Annotated in this window: 15 protein-coding genes and 1 pseudogene; 7 read left to right on the forward strand and 9 right to left on the reverse strand. The window is 41.0% G+C overall.

All coding sequences use genetic code 11. The features are described from left to right. The 7 genes and pseudogenes from E0H79_RS03005 to lldP form a co-directional block, all read right to left on the reverse strand. Positions 1 to 124, reverse strand: a pseudogene (locus E0H79_RS03005) (helix-turn-helix domain-containing protein); the annotation flags it as partial. Positions 125 to 141: 17 nt separating this feature from the next. Beyond that, a complete protein-coding gene (locus tag E0H79_RS03010) occupies positions 142 to 1,029 on the reverse strand; it encodes a cache domain-containing protein (RefSeq protein ID WP_228258763.1) in 888 nt (295 codons plus the stop codon). Positions 1,030 to 2,058: 1,029 nt separating this feature from the next. Next, a complete protein-coding gene (locus E0H79_RS03020) occupies positions 2,059 to 2,958 on the reverse strand; it encodes a LysR family transcriptional regulator (RefSeq protein ID WP_004970549.1) in 900 nt (299 codons plus the stop codon). Positions 2,959 to 3,006: 48 nt separating this feature from the next. Next, on the reverse strand, positions 3,007 to 4,722 hold the full coding sequence (gene dld / locus E0H79_RS03025) for a D-lactate dehydrogenase (RefSeq protein WP_131260793.1): 1,716 nt from the start codon (positions 4,720 to 4,722) through the stop codon (positions 3,007 to 3,009). A gap of 90 nt (positions 4,723 to 4,812) precedes the next feature. After that, positions 4,813 to 5,967 (reverse strand): FMN-dependent L-lactate dehydrogenase LldD, encoded by a 1,155-nt coding sequence (lldD, locus tag E0H79_RS03030; RefSeq protein ID WP_016659249.1) that lies wholly within the window; start codon positions 5,965 to 5,967, stop codon positions 4,813 to 4,815. Beyond that, positions 5,964 to 6,713 (reverse strand): transcriptional regulator LldR, encoded by a 750-nt coding sequence (gene lldR, locus E0H79_RS03035; RefSeq protein WP_004970689.1) that lies wholly within the window; start codon positions 6,711 to 6,713, stop codon positions 5,964 to 5,966. Before lldR ends, lldD begins: the two co-directional genes overlap by 4 nt. A gap of 24 nt (positions 6,714 to 6,737) precedes the next feature. After that, positions 6,738 to 8,408 (reverse strand): L-lactate permease, encoded by a 1,671-nt coding sequence (gene lldP / locus E0H79_RS03040; RefSeq protein ID WP_171458203.1) that lies wholly within the window; start codon positions 8,406 to 8,408, stop codon positions 6,738 to 6,740. Between the two features lie 754 nt (positions 8,409 to 9,162). Between lldP and E0H79_RS03045 the strand changes: the two genes are divergently transcribed. Together E0H79_RS03045 and lon are read left to right on the forward strand one after the other, a co-directional pair. Then, a complete protein-coding gene (locus E0H79_RS03045; RefSeq protein WP_171458205.1) occupies positions 9,163 to 9,759 on the forward strand; it encodes a 5-formyltetrahydrofolate cyclo-ligase in 597 nt (198 codons plus the stop codon). A gap of 147 nt (positions 9,760 to 9,906) precedes the next feature. Continuing rightward, a complete protein-coding gene (gene lon, locus E0H79_RS03050) occupies positions 9,907 to 12,333 on the forward strand; it encodes an endopeptidase La (protein ID WP_131260796.1) in 2,427 nt (808 codons plus the stop codon). Positions 12,334 to 12,687: 354 nt separating this feature from the next. Here the strand turns inward: lon and E0H79_RS03055 are convergent, their stop codons facing one another. Beyond that, positions 12,688 to 13,653, reverse strand: coding sequence for a M28 family peptidase (locus E0H79_RS03055; RefSeq protein WP_416224534.1), 966 nt, complete (start codon positions 13,651 to 13,653; stop codon positions 12,688 to 12,690). Positions 13,654 to 13,810: 157 nt separating this feature from the next. Here E0H79_RS03055 and rlmH point away from each other — a divergent pair, with 157 nt between their 5' ends. The 3 genes from rlmH to E0H79_RS03070 all read left to right on the forward strand — a co-directional run bounded on the left by rlmH (position 13,811) and on the right by E0H79_RS03070 (position 16,142). Beyond that, positions 13,811 to 14,293 (forward strand): 23S rRNA (pseudouridine(1915)-N(3))-methyltransferase RlmH, encoded by a 483-nt coding sequence (rlmH, locus tag E0H79_RS03060; protein WP_026438445.1) that lies wholly within the window; start codon positions 13,811 to 13,813, stop codon positions 14,291 to 14,293. Positions 14,294 to 14,443: 150 nt separating this feature from the next. Next, complete coding sequence (locus E0H79_RS03065; RefSeq protein WP_096901485.1) at positions 14,444 to 15,220, forward strand: dioxygenase; 777 nt, start codon at positions 14,444 to 14,446, stop codon at positions 15,218 to 15,220. 139 nt (positions 15,221 to 15,359) lie between these two features. Next, positions 15,360 to 16,142, forward strand: coding sequence for an META and DUF4377 domain-containing protein (locus E0H79_RS03070; protein ID WP_004970709.1), 783 nt, complete (start codon positions 15,360 to 15,362; stop codon positions 16,140 to 16,142). Between the two features lie 71 nt (positions 16,143 to 16,213). Here the strand turns inward: E0H79_RS03070 and gdhA are convergent, their stop codons facing one another. Continuing rightward, positions 16,214 to 17,557, reverse strand: a complete 1,344-nt coding sequence (gene gdhA, locus E0H79_RS03075) for an NADP-specific glutamate dehydrogenase (RefSeq protein WP_004970711.1) — start codon at positions 17,555 to 17,557, stop codon at positions 16,214 to 16,216. A gap of 356 nt (positions 17,558 to 17,913) precedes the next feature. On the opposite strand from gdhA, the gene E0H79_RS03080 reads away from it, so the two are divergent. Both E0H79_RS03080 and nth read left to right on the forward strand, forming a co-directional pair. Next, entirely contained in the window at positions 17,914 to 18,708 is a 795-nt protein-coding gene (locus E0H79_RS03080) for an RnfABCDGE type electron transport complex subunit B (protein ID WP_131260797.1), read from the forward strand. A gap of 92 nt (positions 18,709 to 18,800) precedes the next feature. Continuing rightward, positions 18,801 to 19,490, forward strand: coding sequence for an endonuclease III (gene nth, locus E0H79_RS03085; RefSeq protein WP_131260868.1), 690 nt, complete (start codon positions 18,801 to 18,803; stop codon positions 19,488 to 19,490). Positions 19,491 to 19,781 lie beyond the last annotated feature (291 nt).

Here is a 19,781-nt window from a genome sequence, read left to right on the forward strand (position 1 = left end):
CTTCAGAAAGCCAGAGAATAGTTTGGGCACGTTGTCTTTCACGCCAATGTTTTGCATGCTTGGCCAGAAAAATGAGTCGTTCTCGCTGTTCTAAACTAAGTGGTACAGAAACAATTCGAGGCATGTGTGAACATCTGTTAACTAAAAAAACTTTTTCGCATGATTAGTTATTTTTGTCAACTTATTAGCTTGTGCAAGTAAATCATCTGTGGGCTGCTGAGAAACTACAATCCAATTTACACTTGGAATATGTGCAAAACCCGCCAAATTATCTATACCTAAACTATTCTTTAAACGAATTGATCCCTTTGTATTCTTATTAATATAATCCAAACCTGTATTATTGATAATTTTTCCACCAATTCGCTTTTTATCTGGATGAAAAATAATACGATTATGTTGATCAATCACATACATATAACTTTTTTTATAATCATACTGAGTATTGAGCATGGTATTAATCAAGTTCTGCTCCTGTAAATAAATCGTACCACTGATTAAGCCTAAATATTGATGTGTTTTATTATAAATAGGTTGTGACATCATGACGATTAAATTATTACTTATAGACCAATAGGGAGATGAAATATAAGTTTTCTTTTTTTCAATAGATCCATCAATACCAATGGTACTATAAGCCTGATTAAAATTAAGTTTTAATGTATTAGGTGCATAAGCTAAAATATGTTTATTCTGCTCTACCAATAAAACACTATTAAAATTATTCGATTGATTTTTTAAGCGTTTTACTTCTTCTTTTCTAACTTGTGTATTATAAAAATTTTTTTCTAATAAACGTGCACTATAATCCAACTCTTGCAGCATATCTGAAAAATGTTGATTGGCACTGGTGGCAATTTTTTCTGCATATTTTTCATTGATCGAAAGTGAATTTTGAATTAATTGTTGTTTAATTACATAATTTAAAATAAAAATACTTACGACAAATAAGCCTGATACACTTAAAATTGTGGAAATTAAAATAAGTTTACGCAGATCCAATCCAAGTCGTAGTAAAAAATGTTTCAACAGTTCCTACCCCAAAAATTCAAAAACTGTGACAATTGCCAATTTTAACACATAATTCTACAACTCAATCACATAATTTTAAAGCAATAGAGTTGAATTTTTGATGTTCAATTCAACAAATTGGATAATTCGCTTGTTGCTGACCACAAACTAAATCAGAAATATATCCTCTAAATACAATTTCTACCACACACTTCCTAAGAATGCACCGACTAATAACAAATAAAGACAACTTGAATTTTTTCGTTCTTATTTTTTGCTAAAAACCTTGTCTATTCGATAAATTTTTAGGGTCAATTACTCATAAAATTACAAAAAACTATTATCTTTTTTTGCTTTAAATTTACATAACCACTTAATAAATAGGTTTTTTCTTATATTTAAGCACTATTTTAATTTAGGCGGTTGCTCATTTTTAACAGTCTTTTTTGTGTGGACTCATTAGCATCAGGGCAGATTCCCATGATCATAACTCAACCTCACACTCTACCCAGTACACCTATGGAATGCGCTGCTCAACAAACCATTTATGTGCCAATACCCTGGTCTTATCCTACACAAACATAGTAACAAAAATTTCAATATTAAAACCTAAAATGGTCGCTGCTTCGATTTTAGTCATAGAAATCAACTTAGCTTTCAGACTTCGCATTGTCATGATACTACTCATCCGCATTTTATTTTCCATCCTGATCAAAACATTAGCGTGCAAGGCAAATGCCTAAATATGGCAGGAAAACAGAAACATGATGATGCTGAAGTTATTGGTTATAACTGTAATGGACAAAGAAACCAAAATGGTATCTCGATGGTCAGTGTATTCGTAGTGCTGATACAAGCGAATGTTTAGACATTTATATGGAAAAATGAAAATGTATAGCTGCAATATAAATCCTGGTCAGAAATTCAATTTTATTGCATTACAAATAAAAATCACTCATCCGATTAACCTAGTCTTTTCATTTAAAGATGGGGGAATTAGTGAATGATGATTTAAAAACAACTTTAAAAAAATTTAAACACCATTAATTAAGGATGCTGGCTAAACAAATCAAAAATCACTTTTCTTAACCACTGATGACTGGTTTGGTGATGACAAGACGTATGCCAATATTGTCGTACAGGATAGGTTGGAAAATTCAAAGGCGCACTCACTACTTGTAAATTCCCGCGTGCCAATAACACCTCACTTAAATAATAAGGCACTGTCGCAATCATATCGGTTTCTTGCACAATTAAACCGACCCCTAAATAACTTGGAATACTCATTAAAATATTACGTCTTAAACCGCGATTGCTTAATTCATTTTCAATATGGTAGTGACCTATACTGGTATCCACATCGACATGCGATTCACGAATATAAGCTTCAACATCTAAACTTTTTTCACAAATACGTGGATGATCTTTACGACTAATCACCACATAATATTGTAAAAATAATTGCTGCTGATAAAAACCCTGCTCTAACTCAGGTAAAAAACCAATCGCAAAATCAATTTCACCATTTGCCATTTGATAACTGGTTTCACGGGTAATAGGACGAATTTTAATCCGCACTGAAGGTGCATATTTTTTTAAAAACTTGGTCAGTTTTGGCAATAAAACCAAATGCGAAACATCGGTCATTGCCAAGGTAAATAATTGATCGGAATGTGTCGGATCAAAATCGACTTTAAAATTATTGACCGTTTCAATTTTATTAATAATTTCACTAATCGGTGAAAAAATCTGTTTCGCCAACTCTGTAGGCAACATTTCATTGCCAACCCTTAAAAATAATGGGTCATTAAAATGCTGACGAATTTTATTTAAACAGTTACTAACCGCAGGCTGACTCATGCCCAATGCATCTGCTGCTGCAGACACATTTTTTAATTTATATACATAGTAAAAAATCTGTAGCAGTTTGCTATCTAACTTAAACATATCCATCTTTCCTTAGAATCAGTTTCACTGCTCAGTTTTCATCCTTATTTAACGCCAAGCTTTTAATTTAGAGCTATGCCCAATGCCCACATTAAAACAATTGGTCGGATCCAATTTTTGATAATGCTGCTTTAAGGCAGGCTTCGCCACATATAAATGCCCAACATTATGCTCTGCAGGATACTCTGCCCCACGTGCATCAAGCAATGACCACATTTGATGTTCCATCGCCAACGGGTCTACGCCTTTTTTAATAATATAGTCCTGATGAAAGACATGACATAAAAAATGACCATAATACAACTTATGTATAATCGCCTGCTCCAACTCTTCGGGCAAGGTTTCAACCCATTGCTGATCATTACGTCTTAACGCAATATCTAAAGCAACAATGTCTTCCACTTCATTTCGATGTGTATCACGATAACGAATTGCAGCACCTGCCACAGCAAAACGATGCAAAAATGCCTTGCGTCCTTCATCTTCATTACATAGAAAAAAACTGCCGGAATTGCGCGTGATAAAATAATCCATTAAAAACTGCTGTACTGCCGCAACATCTTGCTGCTCAATGCGCAAAATTAAATGATGTTCATACAAATCACGAAATTGGTTCATGCGTTCTGGTAAATGATTTGGCAGTAGTTTCGTGAACATTTGCAAAACTTTATCCGACAATCCACGCATGCCCCAACGGGTTAGAAAACCATCAACTTTGTCTTTCATGGCAAAAGCTGCAGGTACTTTACTGGTGCCAAACTTCTCGATAAACAAGAAGCTGTCTTTGCCATATTCTGCACCAATGTCATAGGCATCTCGATGAATATACTCGCCAGCAATCGGTACACGCGGCAAATCACGCAATAAAAAACGGCGGATTGCGGTTAAATCCTCTTGCTGATTGCTGCCGATATAAAACACCTGACTCGGAATTTTCTCAAACGTATCCAAACGCACCGCAAACACACAGACTTTACCTGCAGAACCCGAAGCTTCAAACAAACGACTCGGGTCTGCATTGAAACGTGCAGGAGTATCGGCATCGACTTGCGCAACATCATGTACATAACGCTGATCTGAAGCACAGCAATGTTCTGAATATTCAATATCTTCAGGACGATATTGTTGTTGCTCAAGTTTGGTTAAAATTTCTTCTGGCGAGCTTCCTAAATTTACCCCCAAATGATTGATGAGTTGCAACTCGCCCAGTTCATTGACTTGTGCATATAAGGCCAACTCAGTATAGGCAGGGCCGCGTCTGACCAATGCACCGCCTGAATTATTGCACACCCCACCCAACACCGAAGCACCAATACAAGATGAACCAATGACTGAATGTGGCTCACGTTGATGCGGCGCCAGTTGTTGTTCCAAAGCATCTAGCGTTGCACCAGGTAAGCAAATCACTTGCTTGGCATCATTGATGAGCTGAATACCTTTTAAACGTTGGGTATTAATCAAAATTACAGGACGGTCATAGTCATCACCAAATGGTGTAGAACCACCCGTAAGCCCTGTATTGGCGGCTTGCATGATAATAATGCAATCTGCCGCCACAGCCACTTGTAACACTTGCCACTGCTGCAACAAAGAACCTGGCGTGACCACGGCAAAAACCTGTCCCTCGCCAAAACGTCGCCCTTGACGATATAAACGAGTATCCGATTCATGGGTCAATACATGCGCTTTTCCCACAATATCAACCAAGTTTTTGAGGGTTGCGGCAGCATCAAATTGTGCTGCAGAAGAAATTGTCTGTGGCATGGTGTGCAAGTCCTGAAACAAGGTGAAAAATACAATTGAGCGATTCAGCCAAACACATCGGTTGATGGATTGATCGCTCTTGCTGGCAATTTAGCCTTTCAGTTCACGCTCAAGTTGTACCAAACAATCTGAGTTAATCGCTTGAATGTTTTTAGCACCCGTTAAGGTCATTGCGACTCGCATTTCTTTATCAATCAATTCGAGTAAATTACTCACACCCGCCCCACCTGCAGCGCCTAGTGCATAAATAAAGGCACGTCCGAGCATACAAGTATCCGCACCCATCGCCAACATGCGCACCACGTCTAGGCCATTACGAATACCTGAATCCACTAGAATTTTTAGATCTCCTTTTACTGCATCGGCTATTGGCGGTAAAGCACGTGCAGTCGAGAGCACACCATCTAACTGACGACCACCGTGGTTAGACACCACAATTCCATCAGCGCCAAAACGCACAGCATCTTTAGCATCTTCTGGGTCTAAAATGCCTTTAATGACCATTGGGCCATCCCAGAATTCACGAATCCACTCCAAGTCTTTCCATGAAATAGATGGATCAAAGTTATTGCCTAACCAGCCAATATAATCTTCAAGTCCTGTTGGCTTGCCTAAGTATTTAGAGATATTGCCCAAGTCATGTGGACGACCTAGTAAGCCAACATCCCATGCCCAGTTTGGATGCATCACTGCCTGCATATAGCGGCGCATAGCAGCATTTGGACCACTCATGCCCGAATGTGCATCCCGATAACGTGCGCCAGGCACAGGCATATCTACTGTAAAGACCAAAGTTGAACAGCCTGCTGCTTTAGCACGTTCCAAAGCATTACGCATAAAACCACGGTCACGCAATACATATAATTGAAACCACATTGGCCGTGAAATGGCAGGCACCACTTCTTCAATTGGGCATACCGACACGGTAGATAAAGTAAACGGAATGCCTTTTTTGTCAGCTGCAACTGCAGCCTGCACTTCACCACGGCGCGCATACATGCCCGTTAAACCCACAGGTGCCAAAGCCACAGGCATTGACAAGGTTTCATTAAATAAGGTGGTTTCTAAACTCAAAGCCGACATGTCATTCAAAACACGTTGGCGCAAGGCAATCTGTGAAAGGTCTTCCACATTTCTTTTCAGCGTTTGTTCCGCGTACGCACCTCCATCAATATAGTGAAATAAAAATGGCGGTAAACGGCGTTTCGCTGCTTCGCGGTAATCATTCGCAGAAGAAATAATCATGGCGCTATCCTGTTTAATCGACTCGCACGCTGACGACGCGCATCTTCCTCGTCTATCATGCGTACTTGTTGAACTACAAATTCAATATGTCCACACACTGCCGAACGGGCAGCTTCTGGATCCTGGCGTTCAATTGCATCCATCACTTGAAAGTGTTGATCGTGCAACTGATCGAAACGGTGGGCTTCGGTATAGACTTTGCGTCTGCCCAAAACTACGTTGTATTGCAACAAATCAAATAAGCCACGCATCATTTGAATGAGCACCAAATTGTGCGATGCTTCGGCAATTGCCAAATGAAACTTGGCATCGGCAATTGCTGCCTGATCGTCATCACCTAAAATTTGAAAATGGGCGATTTGCTCATAACAGGCACGGATGTTTTTCAAATCCTCAGCAGTTGCCCGCTGTGCGGCATACCATGCCGTACCACCTTCAAGCACCATTCGAGCTTCCTGCACATCAAAACGATAAGCAGGGTCTTCATCAATCAGGTTACTTAAAGGCTGCACAATTTGATATTGCGACCAATTGGTGGGTAGCTGTTGCAAAAAAGTACCCGCTCCAACTTTGCTGACCAGCATGCCCTGACTGGTCAATTGCTGAATGGCTTCACGCAAAGAGGAACGGGAAACCCCGAGTTGTTCACATAACTTTCTTTCGGCAGGCAATCGGTCTCCGACTTGCATCTGATTTTTTTCAACCAGTGTGCGCAGGTCTTGTACAACTTTGTCGGAGACTTTCATGCGGCTATCCTCTTGTGCATGTGATTATGGAATCATCCATGGGAACACATAAGCTTGTAGAGTGATAATAATACCGATCATAACGGTGAACGTGATACTATGTTTCACGGTAAAGCGGAATAAATCCGATTCTTTACCGACTAAACCAACAGCCGCACAGGCAATTGCAATAGATTGCGGTGAAATCATTTTGCCTGTTACTCCACCACTGGTATTGGCAGCAACCAACAAGACTTCTGGTACACCAATTTGCTGTGCAGTTGTGGCTTGCAAGGCAGCAAATAAGGCATTGGCTGATGTATCTGAACCTGTCAAGAACACTCCAATCCAACCTAAAAATGGCGAGAAGAATGTGAAAGCATTGCCTGTGTGTGACAAAGCCAATGCCAAAGTCGCAGACATGCCTGAATAATTGGCAATAAAAGCAAAAGCCAACACCATCCCAATCGAATAAATTGGTGTTTTTAACTCATTGATGGTTTCTGCAAAAGTTTTAACAGCTTCGCGCGGTTTCATTTTTAAGTAAATGATGGTGATGACAGCCGCAATCATAATTGCAGTCCCTGTTGCACTCAGCCAATCGAACTTAAAGATTGCATCGTAGTCTTTAACGTCAGCAACCACAGGCGGCATTTTTTGCACCAATTGATGTAAAAATGGCACTTTGATGGAAATTACCCAGTCATGCATTGCCCCATCTTTTGCAAATAAATCTTTGAACGGTTTAATACTCCAAATGGTGACCATCACCGTTAACACTGCAAAAGGTGACCATGCTTTAACAATCTGCCCGATGCTGTATTTTTGCTGTTGTTCTGCAACTAAGTTGGCATCCACTTTGGTGTCTGCATCGCTAAAACGGAAAATGTGTTTTGGCTGCCAGAATTTAAATAAGACCGTTAAACTAATCAAAGAGGCAATTGCGGCTGTAATGTCAGGTAACTCAGGCCCAACAAAGTTAGAGGTCAAGTATTGTGCAATGGCAAAAGCACCACCACCCACCAACACTGCAGGCCAAGTTTCTTTCACACCGCGCCAGCCATCCATAATTGCCATAATCCAGAACAGCACAATAGGCACCATAAATGGCAACTGACGTCCAACCATCTGGCTAATTTCCATGGTTTCTACACCCGAAACCTGACCCGCCACAATAATTGGAATCCCCATTGCGCCAAACGCAACTGGTGCGGTGTTCACAATCAGACATAAACCCGCAGCATATAAAGGTTTAAAACCCAAACCTACTAGCAAAGCTGCAGTAATTGCCACTGGCGCCCCAAAACCCGCTGCACCTTCTAAAAATGTCCCAAACGCGAAGCCGACTAATAGCATCTGGAGACGCTGATCTTCTGTAATCGAAAGAATAGATGAGCGAATAATGTTAAATTGCCCTGTTTTTACAGAGATTTTATATAAAAATAATGCGCCAATAATAATCCATGCGATTGGCCACAAACCGTAAAAAAAGCCATAGATCAATGAAGCAAAAGCCATTGGTGCAGGCATGCCATAGGCGAATAAAGACACTAATAACGCCAAAATCACCGTAATTGTTCCCGCAATACTTCCCTTTAAGCGAAATACAGCCAGTGCCAAAAAGAAAAAAATAATCGGGATTGATGCAATAAGACTCGAAATCCAAATATTTGCCATTGGATCATAGATCTGTTGCCAATGTTGAAGCATTGTCATCTCCTTGAAATGCTCACTCAAACGTAAACATAGGTCTAAGCATAGAGGTAAAATTCTAATTTTGGTCTGACCAATATTGAGGTGAAAAACAAAATTCCCTCAATATATGCAACAAATGATAGTTTTAGACAAGAAAAAGTCAAGATTGGTCTGATTGTTTATTTTAAATGGTCATACCAATTTAGGTAAAGGTTTTCTTTATATACAGCATAAAAAAATACGCCAAAGAAATATTTAAACTTTGTTTTTTCTCGAGTTTTTAAAAGGAAGGAAAAACCAAATTTATTTCGCACAGCTTTATACAACTTTAGTCCAATACAATAGAATCAGTGTGATTTCTAGCAAGATGGATTGAACGCTTGATAAGTTTTTACGTCCAAATTCATCTAACGCGTGTCGGAAGCGTTTTTCAGTTCGTATAACCGCAAAATGAGAGTGTTGTTTTTGTTTTGGCACGTGTTTTTACATAATTGTTGTTTTTAACTTAACTCGGCCCAATTTATCTCGTAGCGACCGTGAAGATTTTTAGTGCGGCATTCATTGCGCTATAGCATCAGTGTGTTTTTAATTTTACATCTAGATTCAAGCCAAACTATCCCATAGTAGGTCAGGTTAAGATAATCAGAAATATAACATTACATCCTGTTAAAATGCCAAGCATGATAAAAGCTTGTTTTTTGTCGATGCAATGATAGTCATTTCATACCCACTCAAGCATTTAAACTCAGGAATATAAGGATGTGCCCAGATGCAGTTGTTGAGACTTAACACCTTGCGTAAACAGCTTCGACAACAGCGCAGAGCAGTCACGCCTAATCAACAGCAGCAAGCGCAGCAAGCTGTTTTGCAGCGCCTAATACGGTTGCCAAAATTTCAGTACGCAAAAAAAGTGGGGGTGTATTTAGATGCATTTGGTGAAATTCATACACAGCGCATCATTGAATACTGCTTCGTGCAAGGCAAACAAGTGTATTTACCCATGATTTGCAACATGAATCAGCAACTGGTTTGGGTTGAAATCTCACGTCATCAATACATCAATAAACGTTTTTCTCATCACCCACTGGGCATGAAAGAGCCGATGGCAAGTCGTGGGAAGCATGTTTCTCATCTTGACCTTTTAATCATGCCCTTGCTGGCTTGCGACAAGTACGGCACTCGAATTGGAATGGGTGGTGGTTATTATGACCGCACGCTGGCATCTGCTCCACAGCGCCCTTATCGCTTAGGTATTGCACATGATTTTCAGCTGATTCATGCAAACTTGCCACGTGAAAATTGGGATCAACCTCTAGATGCCTTACTGACACCAGAGTGTTTTTTACAGTTTAAACGCAACTTGAAACGCTAAATTGATCATTTTGACTGGACAGGTCAATTTAAAATCAAATGCTTAGCTACTTTATTAAACAATTTATGTTGACCTGCCCTTGTATTTTTTAAAATACCCATCACTATAAAAACATGGCAACACCGTTGTCACTCATTAGGAGTGCCCATGTCTGAAATTATTATGAATCAAGAAACCTTAGAGCCTCAGGTTCCAAGTGTATTACCACTTTTAGCGCTACGTGATGTGGTGGTTTATCCGCACATGCAAATCGCGCTATTTGTAGGTCGTGAAAAATCGATCAATGCAGTTGATGTGGCTCGTAACAGTGACAATCTAGTATTTGTAGTTGCGCAAAAAGATTCGCTTACAGAAGAAATTGATCACGACAATTTATATCAATACGGTACTGTCGCGAAGATTGTGCAAGTTGTGAATCACGAAAATGATGAAAACTGTATCAAAGTGCTGATTGAAGGCTTATACCGCGCCAAACTCGAAAAAATTATTGATGAAGACGCGTATTTGACTGCAGAACACAGCTTGAGCCCAATGACTGTTGCGATGGATGAAAATACCCAAGCAACACGTTTGCAAGAATTACGTGCCTTATTTGCGCAATATGCAGAAGCAAAATTACGCAATGCACGTGAACTGATTGCTGCTGCCAATAAAATTGAAGATTTATTGCAGTTGCTGTTCTTTGTTGCAACCCGTGTGCCATTGAATATTGATGTCAAACAAAAATTCCTTGAGCACGATGAGTTTGAAGCTCACTTGACCGAGTTAATGACTTATTTATTGCAACAGTCTGAAGAACAGCAGATTGAGCAAACCTTGCATGACTCTGTTAAACGTCAGATGGAAAAAAATCAGCGTGAATACTTCTTGAATGAGAAGATGAAAGTCATTCAACGCGAACTGTCCGATATGAACGGCGGTGCGGAAGATGATGTCGCTGAAATTGAAAAACGTCTGGCCGAAGCAGACTTGCCAGAACATGTCCGCAAAAAAGCAGAAGCTGAGTTCCGTAAGCTAAAAGCCATGCAACCTGCATCTAGCGAAGCGGCTGTGGTACGTAACTATCTGGAAGTAATTTTAGATACGCCATGGAACAAAGCCAGCAAAGTCAGCATTAACTTGGCGAAAGCACAAGAAATTTTAGATGCCGACCATTACGGTTTAGATGAAGTCAAAGACCGTATTGTGGAATACCTTGCTGTGCAGTCGCGCGTGAAAAAACTCAAAGGTCCAATTCTGTGCTTAGTCGGTCCTCCGGGTGTAGGTAAAACCTCACTGGGTGAATCGGTTGCAAAAGCCACTGGACGTGAGTTCGTGCGCATGGCGCTAGGCGGCGTACGTGATGAAGCGGAAATTCGCGGTCACCGCCGTACCTATATTGGTGCGATGCCGGGTAAAATTGTGCAGTCATTGACTAAAGTTGGTGTGAAGAACCCACTGTTCTTGCTCGATGAAATTGACAAAATGGCACAGGATTACCGTGGCGACCCTGCATCTGCTTTGTTAGAAGTACTTGATCCATCACAAAACAACAAGTTTAATGATCACTATTTAGATCTAGACTTAGACTTGTCTGAAGTGATGTTCATTTGTACTGCCAACAGCATGAATATTCCAGAAGCTCTGTTAGATCGTATGGAAGTAATTCGTCTACCGGGTTATACCGAAGATGAAAAAGTGAATATTGCAGAACGCTATCTTGTCCCTAAAGCCATCAAAAATAATGGCTTGCGTGCTAAAGAATTGACGGTTCATGAAGAAGCGATTCGTGACATTGTGCAGCGCTATACACGTGAAGCAGGTGTGCGTAGTCTGGAACGTGAAGTGTCAAAAATTGCCCGTAAGGTGGTGAAAGAAGCAGTCAGCAAAAAAGCCAAAAACCTACAGGTAGATGTGACTTCACAAAACTTGCCTGACTACCTTGGTCCACACAAATTTGACTATGGTATGGCAGAAGAAGAAGCCGAAGTGGGTCGTGTAAATGGCTTGGCTTGGACTTCAGTGGGTGGTGAATTACTCACCATTGAAGTGGCAACCATGAAAGGCAAAGGTAATTTCATCACCACAGGTTCATTGGGTGATGTGATGCAAGAGTCAATCAAAGCCGCGATGACCGTTGTGCGTACCCGTGCCGACAGTTTAGGCATTGAAGCCAATGTATTTGCCGAAACCGATGTACACGTACACTTGCCAGAAGGTGCAACACCTAAAGATGGTCCATCTGCAGGTTTGGCATTGACTACGGCATTGGTATCTGCATTTACAGATATTCCAATTCGTCCTGATATTGCCATGACAGGCGAAACCAGCTTACGTGGTCGTGCAATGCGCATTGGTGGCTTGAAAGAGAAACTTCTTGCGGCACATCGTGGTGGTATAAAACTGGTATTTATCCCACAGGAAAACGTGCGTGACTTGTCTGAAATTCCAGACAATGTCAAAGAAGGTTTGGAAATCAAGGCTGTGAAAAGCATTGATGAAATCTTGCCTTTGGCACTGACCAGTATGCCTAAGCCTTTAACCAAGGCACCGATTGTGAAGCCAGTAGCAGCAGGCAAAGCCGCACGTCATTAAGCAAGTTACTCTGCTTTAAGCATAGAACATCTCAAAAGAGCACTTCGGTGCTCTTTTGTTGTATTTAGATTCTGGATTTAAAATAATTGAATAATTTTTTAATTATTTTTAAAATGGATAGTCTGTTTTCAATTCAATTTCCTTGAAAAATAGGCAAACCATCCACATATATAAATTTAAGATACATCGCGCTGTATGTTTCTTGTTTGGTCTATTTAGACCGATAAATTGATCAGACGCTTTTGATTGAAGCGTGCTTCATGGTCTGGTCATCCATATCTCCAGGTGGATGACCTTTTAACCGCAGTCCTATTTCAATTCAGGGCTGCGTTTTTTATGCGCTGCGATCAATCATCAAGGTGATAAAATCTGTGCAACCAAGCCATTCACGACATGTGCCATTTTTTCAAAATTTACTGTTTTTAAAGTATCACCTGTGGTATGGCGAAGTGTGCTGCGATAACTGCCTGTATCGGTAATTAAAATGGCAGGAATATCATATTTCCAATAATTTAAATGATCTGAAAAATCCATGCCCTTGACGAAAGTCGGTGCGACCACACGCTCACATTGCAACTGGTTCAAACGCTGCATCGTATTGCAATAGCTTGCACTCATTTCACGTGATTGCATATTACTCAATGCCACAATAAAATTGCCATGACTTGGGTAAATCCACTTTAAACCGATTGGGTAATTTTGCACCAAATTTTTATCGTAATAACCAATCATATCCAGCACATACACCGCACGGATTTTTTCCTTCTCAGCCTGCACAGATTTGGCATGTATAAAACTGCCCATCGACTCGGTTTTAAAAAATGGTGGCTCTGCCAAGGTATAAAAAACAAATTCAACATTTTGACTAAGTTTATTCTTTTCCTGCGCCAAAATTCGTGCTGTTTCGATTACACCTGCAACGCCAGAAGCGTTGTCATTTGCCCCCTGCTGCTGCCCATAAACATCGTAATGCGCACCAAAAATCGTTTTTTGCGCAGCACCGATATTCAATTTGCACACCACATTGCGGTAGCTTTGCTGATTGACCACATAATTTTGAAATTGACACGGAATTCCAAATACTCGCATTTGTTCCCGAATCCATGCCGAAACCCGATTCAGTTCAATCACATTTTTATAATGACGATACTGTTCGGAATTACCCAAACCCTGCTGCCCAATCACTTGCTGCATATAGACTTGCAAATTGTTTGGTTCTGCCCATTGAGCCTCAGGCACAGCAAATGTAGCAGTGGTCATCAATCCCATACCCGCGCCCAATATCCATGAATATAACTGCTGACTTTGAAACGCGCGCATGCTGATAATTCCAAGACAAAAAAGACCAATAAGATTGCTGAGTATTAAAGCAACAGCCTGTTGGCAAATTCAATTGCAAATTGTGTCGTTACACAGCGCTTGTGTTGAATCATGGTTATAATGCGAGATTCTGATTGATCGCTACATGAACTCGCCTATGAAAATTCGCATTCTGACCATTGGACAAAAAATGCCTGCTTGGGTGCTGACTGGTTTTGAAGATTATTTCAAACGGATTCAGCCTTTTGTGCAGACTCAAATTGTCGAACTGCCAATGGCGAAACGTGGCAAAAATGATTCTGAGGCCGATATTCTAAAATATCGCCAAATTGAAGGTGATAGCATTTTAAATGCCATGAAAAACAATGAGCTGTTAATTGCCTTGGAAGTGGGCGGCAAAGAGTTCAGCACCGAAAAACTTGCAGAAACCATGAAAGGCTGGATGCTAGAAGGCAATGATGTCGTGCTTGCGATTGGTGGACCAGATGGTCACTCTGAAGCAGTACGTAAAGCAGCAGCATGGCATTGGTCATTATCCAAACTAACTTTGCCACACCCTTTAGTTCGCGTGATGCTGATTGAGCAGCTATACCGTGCTATGAGCATCAACCACAACCATCCTTATCATCGTGCAGGTTAAATCAACTTATTCAATTTGTACGTTGAGTTATCAAAATATCTTCAACTCAAACGACGTTGCAAAGCTGCAACATAGCGTTGAACAAAAGTACATTTCGCTATACACACTTTTTTGCGATGCTGTAGAACAGCAGGCTTTAGGGATCTAGGCATGAACTTACAGACATTACCCGGTTTATTTATCTCACATGGTTCGCCCATGTTGGCACTCAATCCTGAACAGGTCGGGCCTGCACTCAGCCGTTTAAGTGAAAATTTGCCAACACCGCAAGCCATTGTGGTGATGTCGGCGCATTGGGAAAGTAATGCACTGGAGGTCAACACAGGTATTCGCCCTGAAACATGGCATGACTTCCGTGGTTTTCCTGAAGCCTTGTACGCCCTGCGCTACCCTGCACCTGGCTTACCTGAACTGGCAGAAGATATTTTGCAGCGTTTGGCTGATGCGGGCTTTGCTGCCCATGCCAACAGCACACGCCCGCATGATCATGGCGTATGGATGCCATTACTACACATGTATCCCGATGCCAATATTCCAGTGATTACCATTTCTTTGCCCATGAATATGAGCGCCGAACAGATTTATCACATTGGGCAAAGTTTAGCGCCATTACGTGAACAGCAAATTTTACTGATTGGCTCAGGCAGTATCACCCATAACTTACGTGAATTATCATGGAATACACCCAATGCGGCTGTGCCTGAATGGGCATCTAGTTTCCGTAATCGTGTGGTGCAGCATTTAAGTCATCGCAATTATGATGCAGTACTAGATTGGCAACAATTGCCACATGTAGCACGTAATCACCCAACCCTAGAACACTTTGCACCGCTGTTTTTTGCAATGGGTACGGGAGATCGATTTAACATTGTACATAGCAGCTTTAGCATGGGTTCACTCGGTATGGATATTTATCGTTTTGACTAACCGATAGCTCCGCTTATTTAAAATCTGACTTTTTAATTTGGATACATTTTGTTAGCAAAAGCTACGATTTGTATCCATATTTTTTGTTAATCTCTTGATTATAATCACGTTGAAACTTTAGCACATAGAATATAAACCAATGAAATTCAGTATTTTTGCGCTTGCCCTGCTCCCTTTGGCTTTAACTGCATGTCAATCTTCACATCTTCCTGCCACTTCAGGAGATCCGGCTATTTCTACTCTATCCACCACATTAAAAACGCCTACACAAATTTTGCCCGCTTATACCTGGGAACTTGATCGTGGGCTGCAACGCCCGATTGTTCTGAGCTTTGATCAACGAGGCAGACTAAGTGTAGCTTCTGGCTGTAATGGCCTTGGCACGAGCTGGACTGTTAAAGATAATACCCTGAGTACGGGTGACATGATGGGCACCATGATGGCATGTGATGCACCATTAATGGAACAGGAACGTTTTATCAGCCAGCTTCTGCAAAAGCGTAATATTCCGTTTAGTCTGGATCTAAATGATGCCAATCAGCCAAAACTGAGTATTACTGCAGCTGATGGTCAAAAATATGTCTTTACCGGAAAAATGACACCGGAAACCAAATACCAAGGTCAGGCAGAAACCATTTTCCTGGAAGTTTCGTCACAGACTAAAGCCTGTACGGGTGTAGCTCAGCAAACCTGCTTACAGGTGAAAGAAATCAAATATGATGAAAAAGGCTTAAAGACTCAGGTCGATAAAGACTGGACTTTATTTTACGATCAGATCGAAGGTTTTCAGCATTCATCGAATGAGCGTCAGATTATTCGGGTAAAACGTTATGAAATTAAAAATCCGGCAGCTGACCAGTCTAAATATGCCTATGTATTCGACATGACCGTAGAGCGTGAAGCAGTCAAAGGCACTCTATAACGATAAAATCGCAATATAAAAAAACCGAGGCATTCACCTCGGTTTTTTTTCAAGCTTAAACTCAGTCAGACTTAGAATACGCCTTGAGAAAGCATTGCATCAGCAACTTTTACGAAGCCAGCGATGTTTGCGCCGTCTACATAGTTCACGGTACCGTCTTCTTTCGTACCGAATTTTACGCAGTTGCGGTGAATTTCTTTCATGATTGCGTGTAAGCGCTCATCAACTTCTTCGAAAGTCCAGCCTAAACGCAATGCGTTTTGAGACATTTCCAGACCAGAAGTTGCTACACCACCGGCGTTAGATGCTTTACCTGGCGCATAAAGAATTTTCGCTTCAACGAATTTCTCAACCGCTTCAAGTGTAGAAGGCATGTTCGCACCTTCAGCAACACAGATTACGCCGTTTGCAAGAAGCGCTGCTGCATCATTCGCATCAAGTTCGTTTTGAGTCGCACATGGAAGCGCGATATCACATTTAATACCCCAAGGACGTTGACCTTCAAGGTATTCAAAACCGTGCTTAGACGCAAATTCAGAAATACGACCACGTTTTACGTTTTTAAGTTCCATCACTTCAGCAAGTAATTCTGGCGTGAAACCTTCTTTCACGTACACAGTACCATTCGAGTCAGAAAGTGAAACTACTTTCGCACCCAAGTACATTGCTTTGTCTGCAGCAAATTGTGCAACGTTGCCTGAACCAGAAATCGCAACGACTTTATCTTTAAAGCAATCGCCACGAGTCTTGAGCATTTCCTCAGCGAAATACACAGTACCGTAACCTGTAGCTTCTGGACGCGCCAAAGAACCACCGAAAGACAAGCCTTTACCTGTGAATACACATGAAGTGTCATTGCTGAGCTTCTTCATCATACCCGCCATGTAACCCACTTCACGACCGCCTACACCAATATCACCCGCAGGAATATCCGTGTTAGAACCTAAATGACGATATAACTCGATCATTAAGGCTTGGCAGAAACGCATAATTTCGCCTTCAGACTTACCTTTAGGGTCAAAGTCTGAACCACCTTTACCACCGCCCATTGGCAATGTGGTCAAAGCATTTTTAAAGGTTTGTTCAAAACCTAAGAATTTTAAAATTGAAAGGTTCACTGATGGGTGGAAACGCATACCACCTTTAAATGGACCAATTGCTGAGTTGTACTGTACACGGAATGCACGGTTTACGTGGGTTTGACCTTGGTCATCTACCCAAGAAACGCGGAACTGAATTGCACGCTCAGGCTCAACCAAACGCTCAAGCAAACCATGTGCTGCATATTGAGGGTTCTTTTCAATGAACGGCCAAAGGCTGGTCATTACTTCTTCTACAGCTTGTAGAAACTCTGGTTGATGTGCATCACGTGTTTTAACGTAATCTAGGAATTCGTTAAGGCTGTTGTATTTCAACGCTTAATCCTCAGCAGAAAATGGATCAAAATTGGTCAAAATTTCAATCAATGATATATTTTGGCGCAAAATATTAAATATCTTTTGTTAACAATCTACAATAGTTTTTTTCAAAAAACTTTAAAACATTTGTATTTTCATAAATTTAACTTATTTTTTAGCGTGTTAAGCCCATAAGTTAATGTAACAAATTAATTCATAGTTTTGAGCATTTTTGCCCAAAAAGCTAGCAATTGTTGTTCTTAATTTGCGCACAAGCCTAAAAGCAAAAATCGTGCTAAAATCATCGACCTAGAATTTTCCCCTAGACTTATCTTCCGTTTTTCTGCTGCTGTTAAAGTGGCATTGGTTTGTCCATGAATTCGCAAATTGCTCTGATTCAAAATATTGATGCGCTGCTCCCTCAAACTCAATGTGGCTTATGTGGTCACCGCGATGGCTGTTTACCCTATGCCAAAGCGATTGCGGAAGGCGAAGCAGCCAATAAATGCGTACCCGGTGGACAACCTGTTGCAGATGCACTAGCAAACTTACTGCAACGCCCTGTATTGACCGCAGAAGCCAGTGTTTGGCCTGTGCAGGCAGATGGACGCCCACAGCGTATGAAAGCGCTAATTCGTGAAGATGAGTGCATTGGTTGTACCAAATGTATTAATGCCTGCCCTGTCGATGCCATTTTAGGCTCAGGCAAACTCATGCACAGCATTTTGACTGATTTATGTACTGGCTGTGAATTGTGTATTCCACCTTGCCCTGTCGATTGCATTGACTTGGTAGAAGATACACAACCCCTGCTTTCTGATAGCGCACGAGTGGCAGAACAGAATGATTTACGCCAACGCTACTACGCCCACATACAACGTGAAGAACAACGTCGTCTGCACCGTAAAGGCCCTGTGGTACGTGCAGAAATTGATACCGAACTGTTTGCTCAATTTTCTGCACAAGCCGATGCTGCTGTGCCTGTGATTGAATTGCCTGTGCAAAAAAATGAACAGATTTCCACTGCCGATGCACAAACCACCATCGAACTGGCAAAATTACGCACACAAATTAAAAAACTCGAAAAACAACTCAGTGTGCGTGACGATGAGAAAAAACGGCTATTACTTGACAATTTACAACAACAGTTACGTGAATTAGGAGCATAAACATGCCCGAAAGAAATACACGTCTGACCAATAAAGCGGTCAAAACAACGGCTGCCAAAAGCACCACGCTCAAAGAAAAGCCGTCTAAAAATATGACCAAAAAGCAAATTCAGACTTTTTTTGAGCGCTTACGTGACCAACGTCCAAATCCGACCACTGAACTGAATTTTTCCAATCCATTTGAATTGCTGATTGCGGTGACCTTATCTGCACAAGCGACCGATGTCAGCGTCAATAAAGCCACCGACAAACTGTTTCCTGTTGCCAATACGCCCGAAGCGATTTATGCCTTAGGTGTGGAAGGTTTAAAGGAATATATTAAAACCATCGGGTTGTATAATTCCAAAGCAGAAAATGTCATTAAAACCTGCAAAATTCTCATCGAAAAACACGGCAGCATCGTGCCTGATAATCGTGCCGATTTAGAAGCCTTGCCTGGCGTGGGACGTAAAACTGCCAATGTGGTCTTAAATACCGCGTTTGGACAGCCAACCATGGCGGTCGATACGCATATTTTCCGCTTAGGTAACCGCACAGGTTTAGCTGTGGGTAAAAATGTTTTAGAAGTCGAACACCGTTTAATTAAAGTCATTCCTAAAGAGTTTTTAATTGACTCACATCACTGGCTGATTTTACATGGCCGTTATTGTTGTATTGCGCGTAAGCCTAAATGTGGTGAATGTGTGGTGTCAGATGTGTGTAACTGGCCTGATCGCTTTGAATTTGGCGCGCATCGGCATATCACGCTGCATGAAATTCATCACGAGCCCGTATCTAAGTAAGTGCTTCGGTAGAGTTTTGCAAAGTGATCTAAACTTATTGAAGACAAGCTAGATCATCAAAGCAATGTGGATCATCCAAAATAGTGTGGATAACTGTGCAATCTATGCACAAGATTGTACAGAGATGAACTTGTTTCTTCATGGTTGGTATTTTCACCGTTACCTAATCTTTTTGTCTCTGTAACTGCTTGAGATTTTATAAAAATTACAATACCTAAAGTAATAATACCAACCACAAGAATTATTAATAGAATTTTATTCTTTTTCATAAGGTTTTATAAAAACTGCCCA

The sequence above is a fragment of the Acinetobacter sp. ANC 5045 genome, from assembly GCF_004331005.1.
GTDB classification, from domain to species: Bacteria; Pseudomonadota; Gammaproteobacteria; order Pseudomonadales; family Moraxellaceae; genus Acinetobacter; species Acinetobacter towneri.

What these genes read in the sequence shown, in the direction of transcription:
- E0H79_RS03020 (WP_004970549.1), bottom strand. Translation starts at nt 2,958, where the DNA reads ATGTTTAAGTTAGATAGCAAACTGCTACAGATTTTTTACTATGTATAT.
- dld (WP_131260793.1), bottom strand. Translation starts at nt 4,722, where the DNA reads ATGCCACAGACAATTTCTTCTGCAGCACAATTTGATGCTGCCGCAACC.
- lldD (WP_016659249.1), bottom strand. Translation starts at nt 5,967, where the DNA reads ATGATTATTTCTTCTGCGAATGATTACCGCGAAGCAGCGAAACGCCGT.
- lldR (WP_004970689.1), bottom strand. Translation starts at nt 6,713, where the DNA reads ATGAAAGTCTCCGACAAAGTTGTACAAGACCTGCGCACACTGGTTGAA.
- lldP (WP_171458203.1), bottom strand. Translation starts at nt 8,408, where the DNA reads ATGACAATGCTTCAACATTGGCAACAGATCTATGATCCAATGGCAAAT.
- lon (WP_131260796.1), top strand. Translation starts at nt 9,907, where the DNA reads ATGTCTGAAATTATTATGAATCAAGAAACCTTAGAGCCTCAGGTTCCA.
- E0H79_RS03055 (WP_416224534.1), bottom strand. Translation starts at nt 13,653, where the DNA reads ATGCGCGCGTTTCAAAGTCAGCAGTTATATTCATGGATATTGGGCGCG.
- rlmH (WP_026438445.1), top strand. Translation starts at nt 13,811, where the DNA reads ATGAAAATTCGCATTCTGACCATTGGACAAAAAATGCCTGCTTGGGTG.
- E0H79_RS03065 (WP_096901485.1), top strand. Translation starts at nt 14,444, where the DNA reads ATGAACTTACAGACATTACCCGGTTTATTTATCTCACATGGTTCGCCC.
- E0H79_RS03070 (WP_004970709.1), top strand. Translation starts at nt 15,360, where the DNA reads ATGAAATTCAGTATTTTTGCGCTTGCCCTGCTCCCTTTGGCTTTAACT.
- E0H79_RS03080 (WP_131260797.1), top strand. Translation starts at nt 17,914, where the DNA reads ATGAATTCGCAAATTGCTCTGATTCAAAATATTGATGCGCTGCTCCCT.
- nth (WP_131260868.1), top strand. Translation starts at nt 18,801, where the DNA reads ATGACCAAAAAGCAAATTCAGACTTTTTTTGAGCGCTTACGTGACCAA.